At 63.1% G+C, this 7,941-nt stretch carries 6 protein-coding genes and 1 pseudogene; 1 reads left to right on the top strand and 6 read right to left on the bottom strand.

Annotated features, from left to right (window positions below; genetic code table 11):
* From QM712_RS35750 to rpsL, 3 genes are all read right to left on the bottom strand, one after another.
* Nucleotides 1-301, bottom strand: a 301-nt coding sequence (locus tag QM712_RS35750; protein ID WP_415027852.1) for a GTP-binding protein, incomplete at its 3' end; no start/stop codon positions are given.
* Nucleotides 302-334: 33 nt separating this feature from the next.
* A complete protein-coding gene (gene rpsG / locus QM712_RS35745) occupies nt 335-805 on the bottom strand; it encodes a 30S ribosomal protein S7 (RefSeq protein ID WP_415027851.1) in 471 nt (156 codons plus the stop codon).
* Nucleotides 806-820: 15 nt separating this feature from the next.
* Complete coding sequence (gene rpsL, locus QM712_RS35740) at nt 821-1,192, bottom strand: 30S ribosomal protein S12 (protein WP_007603006.1); 372 nt, start codon at nt 1,190-1,192, stop codon at nt 821-823.
* Between the two features lie 669 nt (nt 1,193-1,861).
* Between rpsL and QM712_RS35735 the strand changes: the two genes are divergently transcribed.
* Nucleotides 1,862-3,106, top strand: coding sequence for an FAD-dependent oxidoreductase (locus tag QM712_RS35735; protein ID WP_415027850.1), 1,245 nt, complete (start codon nt 1,862-1,864; stop codon nt 3,104-3,106).
* Here the strand turns inward: QM712_RS35735 and QM712_RS35730 are convergent.
* The 3 genes and pseudogenes from QM712_RS35730 to QM712_RS35720 all read right to left on the bottom strand — a co-directional run.
* Nucleotides 3,028-5,049: an ABC transporter ATP-binding protein gene (locus QM712_RS35730; protein ID WP_415027849.1), complete on the bottom strand. Its 2,022-nt coding sequence runs from the start codon at nt 5,047-5,049 to the stop codon at nt 3,028-3,030. The genes QM712_RS35735 and QM712_RS35730 overlap by 79 nt on opposite strands.
* A 130-nt stretch (nt 5,050-5,179) precedes the next feature.
* On the bottom strand, nt 5,180-7,243 hold the full coding sequence (locus QM712_RS35725; protein ID WP_415027848.1) for an FAD-dependent oxidoreductase: 2,064 nt from the start codon (nt 7,241-7,243) through the stop codon (nt 5,180-5,182).
* Between the two features lie 192 nt (nt 7,244-7,435).
* Nucleotides 7,436-7,941 (bottom strand): annotated as a pseudogene (locus QM712_RS35720) (DNA-directed RNA polymerase subunit beta'); the annotation flags it as partial.

Below are 7,941 nucleotides of genomic sequence, written 5' to 3'. Positions count from 1 at the left end.
GCGAACGCTCGACTTCGATGGTGAAGTCGACGTGGCCGGGGGTGTCGATGATGTTGAAGCGGCGGGTCTTGCCGTCACGGCCCTTCCAGAAGGTCGTGGTGGCAGCCGACGTGATCGTGATGCCGCGTTCCTGCTCCTGCTCCATCCAGTCCATGGTCGCGGCGCCGTCGTGGACTTCGCCGATCTTGTAGGACTTGCCGGTGTAGTAGAGGATGCGCTCGGTCGTCGTGGTCTTGCCGGCGTCGATATGCGCCATGATACCGAAGTTACGGTAGTCTTCGATGGCATGTTGGCGGGGCATGGGGTGTTCCTTGCGAGTCCGTTTGTTTCGCCGTTACCAGCGATAGTGCGAGAAGGCGCGGTTGGCTTCCGCCATACGATGCACGTCTTCACGCTTCTTGACAGCGTTCCCCCGGTTGTTCGATGCGTCCAAGAGCTCCGCCGAGAGCCGCTCGGTCATCGTCTTCTCGTTGCGATCGCGCGCGGCGGCGATCAGCCAGCGAATGCCAAGCGCCTGCCGGCGGGTCGAACGAACTTCGACCGGAACCTGGTAGGTGGCGCCGCCGACGCGGCGGGAGCGCACTTCGATCGTCGGCATGACGTTCTCGAGCGCCTGCTCGAACACGCCGAGCGGGTTCTGCTTGGTCTTCGATTCGATGATGCCGAAAGCACCGTAGACGATGCCTTCCGCGACCGACTTCTTGCCGGCGTACATCACCGAGTTCATGAACTTCGTGACGATGATGTTCCCGAACTTCGGATCGGGAAGAACTTCGCGCTTTTCCGCTGAGTGGCGACGAGACATTGAGCTGGTTCCCGCTTACTTCGGACGCTTGGCGCCGTACTTCGAACGACGCTGCTTACGGTTCTTGACGCCCTGGGTATCCAGCACGCCGCGGAGGATGTGGTAGCGCACGCCGGGCAAGTCCTTGACGCGACCGCCGCGGATCATGACCACCGAGTGCTCCTGGAGGTTATGGCCTTCACCCGGGATGTAGCCGATCACCTCGAAACCGTTCGTCAGGCGCACCTTGGCAACCTTACGAAGCGCCGAGTTCGGCTTCTTCGGGGTCGTGGTGTAGACGCGCGTGCAAACGCCGCGCTTCTGCGGCGACTGCTGCAGCGCCGGCACCTTCTTGCGCGACTTCTGCACTTCACGCGGTTGTGCGATCAGCTGGTTGATCGTCGGCATCCTGGCCTTACCCTTTGTTATCGCGTTCCCTTGCGGGTCCGCCGTCTTGCCGCAGCCCGTTGCCGGGACCGCAAATTCGTTTCGGACAACCTGCCCGAAGAGGCCGCATCACGCGGAACAATCCGCGCAAAGCGAAATTGCGCCAACCGCTCCATCAACGAGCGGAAAGCGCTTCGACGCCACAGAGGACCGCAGTCATTGGGCCGTCAGCGTATCGCCGCAGCCCGCTCACCGAGGTCATGCACCCGAGTTCGATCTCAAGAGGACGTGCTCAAGAGAACTAAAATCGTCCTGGCATTGCCTAGCTATAATCGACAGCGTTTGAGCGGCATTCGTCGAGGTTGGTGCCCGCTTTTGCGATCCCCGAGAGGATCAAACGGGTGGCCCGTTCCGACGTTGGCGATGCTCACCGCCTGTCGTTAAGTGAGGCGCTTTCTATAAGTGAGAATCGATCAAGTCAAGGCGAAACAACAGTCCAAAACGCCTGTGGCGCCTGTAGAAATCGCTCGTTTGCCGCCCTCACCGCGCTTCCCCGATATGGTGACGAGCCGCGCGTTCCGCCATCGCAAAAGCATATTATACCCGGATAAAATATACTTTTATAACCAGCGCTAAGGCTTTTTTTCCTGTTGATGCGTCAAACTGACGCCTTCGGCAGAGATATTCGTCATGCGCTACACCGACATCGCCATTATCGGCGGGGGATTGGCCGGCTCGATCGCGGCCGCGATGCTCGGCCGCGCCGGCGTCTCAACCGTGCTGATCGATCCGCACGAGACCTATCCGGCCGATTTTCGAGTCGAAAAACTCAGCGGCCGCCAGCAGGTCGAGCGATTCCTCAAAACCGGAATCGGAGAATCGGTGCTGCGCCGCACGACATTCTCCGCCGAGAACTGGATCGCGCGCTTCGGCCGCCTGCTCGACAAGTCGCCGAGCCAGCAGTTCAATATCCTCTACGACGGCTTGGTGAGCGCGATTCGCGACGAGATTCCCGATCACGTCGAGCGCATCTGGGCCAAGGCCGTCACGGTGACGACGAGCGCCGAGCGGCAAAGGATCACACTCTCCAACGACGAGACGATCTCGGCCCGCCTGGTCGTGCTCGCCAACGGCCTCAATATCGGCCTGCGCCACCAGCTCGGCATCACGCGCAGGATCATCAGCACCTGCCATTCGATCTCGATCGGATTCGATCTCGTGCCGACGGAGCGGTCGACGTTCGGCTTCCCGGCGCTGACCTACTTCTCGGAGCGGCCGAGCGACCGCATCCCCTACATCACGCTGTTTCCGATCGGCACGCGGATGCGCGCCAATCTGTTCGTGTATCGCAGTTTCGACGATCCCTGGCTGCGCGAGCTGCGCCGCGCGCCGGCCGAGACCCTGGACGCCGCGCTGCCGCGGCTCAAGCGCATCACCGGCGCCTTCGGCATCCCCGGCGAGATCAAGATCCGCCCGGTCGATCTCTATGTGAACGAGGCCGGAGGCCGGCCCGGCATCGTGCTGGTGGGTGACGCCTTTTCGACCTCCTGTCCCGTCGCCGGCACCGGCTGCGACAAGGTGTTCACCGACGTCGAGCGGCTCTGCAACGTCTACATCCCGCAATGGCTCACCTCCGACGGGATGGACGCGGACAAGATCGCCGCCTTCTACGGCGATCCGGTCAAGCGCTCCTGCGATGAATGGTCGGCGGCCAAAGCCTTCACGTTCCGCTCGGTCTCAACCAGCACGAGCCCCTACTGGACCGCGCAGCGCTGGGCACGCTTCATGGCATGGTCGGCGCAGGGCCTGTTGCGGCCCCTCGGCGGAGCGATGCATCTGGAGCCGAACTTCCTCGGTCACTCCTCCTCGTCGTCCTCGTCATCCTCGAGGTCGTCCTCATCCTCGTCGTCATCATCGCTGTCGTCGTCGGCATGAGCCGACGCGCCGTGGGGCTGGTGCATCTGGTCGTCCCACAGCTTGCGATAGGTGCCGTTTTTGGCGAGCAATTCGGCATGCGAGCCGCGTTCGATCGCCCTGCCCCCTGAAATCACGATGATCTCGTCCATCTCCACCACGGAGGTCAGGCGATGGGTCGACCAGATCATGGTGCGTCCCTTGGCGACCTTCAGCAGCGTGCGGTTGATCGCAGCCTCCGTGGTCTGGTCGAGCGCCGAGGTGGCCTCGTCGAGCAGCAACACGGACGGGTTGCGGATGATCGCGCGCGCGATCGCGATGCGCTGGCGCTGGCCGCCCGACAAGGTATCGCCGCGCTCTCCGACCGGCGTCTCGTACTTCTGCGGCAGGCTCATGATGTAGCGATGGATCTCGGCTTTCCTGGCCGCCTCCTCTACCTCCTCGTCGGTCGCGCCTTCCTTGCCGAGCCGGATATTCTCGCGGATCGACATGTTGAACAGCATGTTCTCCTGGAACACGACCGCCATGCTCCGGCGCAGCGAATCCAGCGTCACCTTGCGGACATCGACGCCATCGATGGTGACGCGTCCCTCGTCCGGCACGTAGAGCCGCAGGATCAGGTTGAGCAGCGTGCTCTTGCCGGAGCCGCTGGGGCCGACGATCGCGATGCTCTTGCCGACGTTGAGCTTGAGGCTGAGATTGTCCAGCACCGGCGTCTGGCTGCCTTCGTACTGGAAGGTGACGTGGTCGAAGGTGATGTCGTTGGTGATGCGCGGCAGGTCGGGCGCGCCGGGGCGGTCGGCACCGCGGGTCGGCTCGTCGAGGAGTTCCTGGATGTGGCGAATCGCGGCCGCGGAGGAGATCGACACCGGGATGAAGTGCATCAGATGGGCGATGTTGTAGGAGACCTCCCAGAACGCGCTCTCGAAGGTGACGAAGGTGCCGATGGTGATCTGCCCCTTGGTCGCCAGATACGCACCGATCGCGAGCACCACGAGGTGCAGCAGCAGCACCGAGATGGTGACCGTCCGTTCCACCATGGTCGACAGGAACGCGGCGGCGGCGATCCTGCTGCGCGTGTCGTCGTTGCGGAACGAGAAGAAGCCGAACATCTTGCGCTGCAGGCTGAACGCCTTGATCACCGCCTGCGCCGCGACGTTCTCCTGCACCATGCCGAGCAGCGCGGACTCGTTGAGCTTCTGCTCGTAGTTCGCCTGCACCGCCTTCGGCGTGAGGATGCGCGGACCGATCAGCGTGATCGGAAACACCAGCAGCGCAACCACCGCGAGCTGCCAGTTCAGGAACACCATCAGGATGATACCCGCGATCAACTCCAGGAACGGCAGCGCGGCGCTGTTGGCGAAGGTCTTGACCGAGCCTTCGAAGGCCGAGAGGTCGACGGAGAAGCGCGACAGGATCTCGCCGCGCTTGGTGCGGCCGAAATAGGCCGCCGGCAGGTCCTGGACGTGCTCGAACAGCCGCTTGCGGACGTCCGAGATGACGCTCGCCGCAAGCCGCGCATCCCAGCGCTCGTACCAGACCGCGACGATGGAGGTGAAGATGCCGGCGACCGCGAGCACGCCGAGGATCTTGTACAGCGCCTGGAAGTCCTCCTCGCCGAGCGCATCGTCGATCAGGTACTTCAGGCTGAGCGGCATGATGACGTTGAACAGCGTCTCGACGACGACGCCGAACGTCACGAATGACAGCATCCTCTTGTAGTTGGTGACGAACGGCTTGACGAAGCCCCAGATGGTCGCGAGGGCGCCTGCCGCCTCGCGCGCGGTAAAAACGACGAGATCCTCATCCTCGTCGTCGTCATCCGCTTCCAGCTCGTCGTCGTCCTCGTCGTCCCCGTCCTCTTCGAGGTCCGGCTTGGCGCTGGGGGCGAGCTTGTCGTCGAGCTCTGCCGCCTCTTCCGCAGCAAGCTTCTGTTCGTCGGGAGAGAGAGGCCTGGACGCCATGAAACCAACCGATGCTGACGGCCGGCATGACCGCAGAGAGCAGGGAAACAGCGGAAACCGCTATTGCACCGATTCTATGCGATCATGATGAATTCGGCAAAGCAATTGGCGAATTCACCCGGTCCTGCGGCTAGTCGTCGTCGTCCTCGTCCTCGACCTTGTCGAAGAACGAATAGCGCAGACTGTCGGCGTCGGCGTACCACTGGCCCGGGCCCTTGTTAGCGGCGAGAGTCACCTCCCACAGCGTGTCGGCGCAGTCCTTGCGGTGCATCGAGAGATCGAATCCGTTGCCGAAGAACAGCTCGGACCATTCCCACCAGGTGCCGAGCTTCTTGACCCCGCGCAGCAGATCGTAGCGGTCGACCACCGCGGAGGCCATGTCCGAGGTGACAGAACCGAACACCAGTCCGGTCTTGACGACGCGGTTCATCTCCCGGATCGCGCGGACCACCTGCTTCGGGGAAATATGGCAGAGGCTCGTCTCGAACACGAAGTCGAACGAGTCGTCCTTGAACGGCATGTCCAGAATCGAGCCGAGCTTGTTGTACTTCTTCAGCGCCTTCGGTGTCTTGGCGTGAATGGCACGGTTGTTCTCGATGCCCCAGGCATCGATGCCGCGTTCGCGCAGCGCGCCGACCAGCTCTCCGCTGGCGGAGCCCGCCACCAGCAGCTTGGTGCCCTTCGTCTTGCCCCAGACGATGCCCATCAGCTTCGTCAGATAGTCGGGATCGGTGAAGTGGTGCCATGCCTCGCTGTAGGGGCCGAGGCCGCGGTAATTCTCGAAATAGTCGCGATCGATCTTGTTGGAGAGCGGCTTGGCGTCCTGCGCGCGTTCGCGGCGCAGGCGCATCATCTCGGTCAGGATGATGTCGGTCGCGGCATCAGAGGAATCGAGCAGTCCGTTCAGCGTGGAGTCGAACAGGTAGTCCCCGACCAGCACGATACCGGGATGATCCTTCGGCTCCGGCCGGTGATTGGTCACGACGTCGCGCACCGGCAGACCGCCAGGCAGCGCGTTCACCGACGACAGCCAGCGATGGATCCTGCCTTCCATGAAATGCGCGCGCGCATCGCCGAGCGACGCCGGCAGCGACTTGAGCGCGGCGTCGATCAGTTCGCGGTCCGACAGGTTGGCGAAAGCCAGCGCGTCCGAGCCGGGAATAAGCCAGTTCAGCACGCCGTGCTTGCCGACGTCGTGGCGTGCGCCCTCGTTGTAGACGCAGCAGCCGCCGAAGGCTTCCGACATGAACCAGGCGCCCGGAATCTTGTCGCCCCAGAACGGGCTGTCGAACAGGATCGAGACGCGCAGATAGTGCGCCGGACGGTCGAAATAGGAGACGTGCTTGACCATCGACTTGCGGAGCTGCTCGCCCTCCCAGCCGACGGTGGCGAGCCAGGAATGCGGCAGGCAGACCATCACGAGATCGAAGTCGCGCGTCTCCGGTCCCTTGCCGTTCATCATCTTGAGCTGGTAGCGCCCGGTCGGCGCCTTGCCGACTGTGAGCACGCGGTGATTGAGCTGGATGTCGGCGTTGACCTCCGACTGCAGGCAATCGATGAGCTGCTCGTTGCCGTTCTGGATGGAATAGAGGCCGATATAGCCGTCGACATCCATCAGGTAGTTCTTCAGCGCGTTGAGGCCGTTGGTGTTGTGGCTTTCGGTGGCGATATCGGAGCGCGCCATCACCTTGAAGAAACGCTTGGCGGTCTCGTCCTCGACCTCTTCGTCGAGGACCTGCTCGGCGGTCTTGTAGGCCCAGGGGTTCTCGTTGTCGTGCGCGCCGACGCCCTCGTAATACTCGATCGGCGAGAGCATCTTCGCGCAGCGCTCGCGGAACGCTTCGATCGCCGCCGCGGTCTTCGCGCCGTATTTGCGGCGCATGCCCGGCACGTCGTTGAGCAATTCCCCGCCGAACTGGACCTGCTCGGCATCCATCGGAATGGTCTGCAGTCCGAAATGCTGGATCAGTTCCCGCAGCGGATCCGGACCGGTCATGGAGTAGTCGTAGATCTCGGCAACGCCGGCCTCGTACATCGCCGGCGCGGCGTCGAACTTGCGCGTGACGATCTTGCCGCCGAGCCGGTCGGAGGCCTCGAAGATGGTGACGCGGCAGAGATCGCCGAGCTTACGCTTCAGGTACCAGGCGCTCATCAGCCCGCCGGGGCCGCCGCCTACGATTGCGAGATCAAGCATGTGAGTTCCGTGGTCTCCGGCCCTGCCCCCGCCACGGGACCACCGGTCTAAGTTCCCTTAGCAGAAGCGCTTTTCAGGCTGAAGGAAAGATGAACAAAGGTTGGACCTGCACCGCAGCAGGCAAAGAAAGCAGCAAAAAGGCCGGCTTGCGCCGGCCTTTTCATTGTCCTCGGTATTTCTACGGATGAGGCATCATTCCGCGGGCGGAAGCGCCATCGGCTCCGCTTCGGGCGCGGGCGACACGACGGCCGCCTGCTTCTCGCGCTCGTCGAGGATCAGCTTGTCGCGCTTCATGGCGACTTCGCGGATCTTGGCCATGGAGGCGCCGGTGCCCGCCGGGATCAGCCGGCCGACGATGACGTTCTCCTTGAGGCCTTCGAGCGGGTCGACCTTGCCGTTGACCGCCGCTTCCGTGAGGACGCGGGTGGTCTCCTGGAACGAGGCCGCCGAGAAGAAGGAGCGGGTCTGGAGGCTCGCCTTGGTGATGCCGAGCAGAACCGGCGTACCCGTGGCGGGCTTCTTGCCCTCTTCCTTCGCCTTCTCGTTGAGCGCGTCGAACTCGATCTTGTCGACCTGCTCGCCGGAGATCATGTCCGTGTCGCCCTGGTCGGTGACTTCCACCTTCTGGAGCATCTGACGGACAATCACCTCGATGTGCTTGTCGTTGATGAGCACGCCCTGGAGCCGGTAGACCTCCT

Source organism: Bradyrhizobium sp. (genome assembly GCF_047605465.1).
Classification (GTDB): Bacteria; Pseudomonadota; Alphaproteobacteria; order Rhizobiales; family Xanthobacteraceae; genus Bradyrhizobium.
The sequence above is the reverse complement of the archived record's forward strand: the minus strand, read 5'-3'. Positions and strand labels throughout refer to the sequence as shown.